2 tRNA genes and 2 rRNA genes are annotated in these 812 nt (G+C 51.7%); all 4 read right to left on the reverse strand.

Annotation, left to right across the window (positions count from 1 at the left end):
- Window positions 1-214: ribosomal RNA gene (locus AC1Q7H_RS39790) — 23S ribosomal RNA — on the reverse strand; the annotation flags it as partial.
- A 296-nt stretch (window positions 215-510) separates the two neighbouring features.
- Window positions 511-586, reverse strand: a tRNA-Ala gene (locus tag AC1Q7H_RS39795).
- 11 nt (window positions 587-597) lie between these two features.
- Window positions 598-674 (reverse strand) — tRNA-Ile (locus AC1Q7H_RS39800).
- Between the two features lie 62 nt (window positions 675-736).
- Window positions 737-812, reverse strand: a 16S ribosomal RNA gene (locus tag AC1Q7H_RS39805); the annotation flags it as partial.

Raw genomic sequence — 812 nt, forward strand, 5'->3', positions numbered from 1 at the left:
GTTCCTGCAGCTACTTAGATGTTTCAGTTCGCCGCGTTCGCTTCCCTGACCTATGTATTCAGTCAGGGATGACCCATTCGGGCCGGGTTTCCCCATTCGGACATCTCCGGATCAAAGCTTGTTTGCCAGCTCCCCGAAGCTTTTCGCAGGCTACCGCGTCCTTCATCGCCTGTGATCGCCAAGGCATCCACCACATGCACTTGTTCGCTTGACCCTATAACGAGTGTGTCTCGATTGCTCGAAACAGTCGCTACAGGATGAGTTCTCGCATTTGTGCCGTATTCCAAGTCATCTTTCGATCACTTAAATACATTTTGGTTGATACAATCACAACCCGGTATCGCGTTTTGTACTGCAGCGTCTCATCAACGCTTCGCGACACCTTTACTACATCCCATATTTTTAAAGAACAGCCGATCATTCGATCGCTTGGCAATGCCAAATGGAAACACTCGCAACTCAGCGTCGCGAAGCGCTTTCATTTGACAACCAATCCAAGGTACCAGGTAGTGGTGGAGGATGACGGGATCGAACCGACGACCCCCTGCTTGCAAAGCAGGTGCTCTCCCAGCTGAGCTAATCCCCCTTCGGATAACTTGGTGGGTCTGGTAGGACTTGAACCTACGACCCCCGCCTTATCAAGACGGTGCTCTAACCACCTGAGCTACAGACCCTTGGCTGTAACAGCAAACAAACCGATAAGTGTGAACGCTAGGCTTGAGACACAAGCCTCTAGAAAGGAGGTGATCCAGCCGCACCTTCCGATACGGCTACCTTGTTACGACTTCACCCCAGTCATGAACCCTGCCGTG

The organism is Cupriavidus sp. GW823-FHT06D04 (assembly GCF_058795055.1).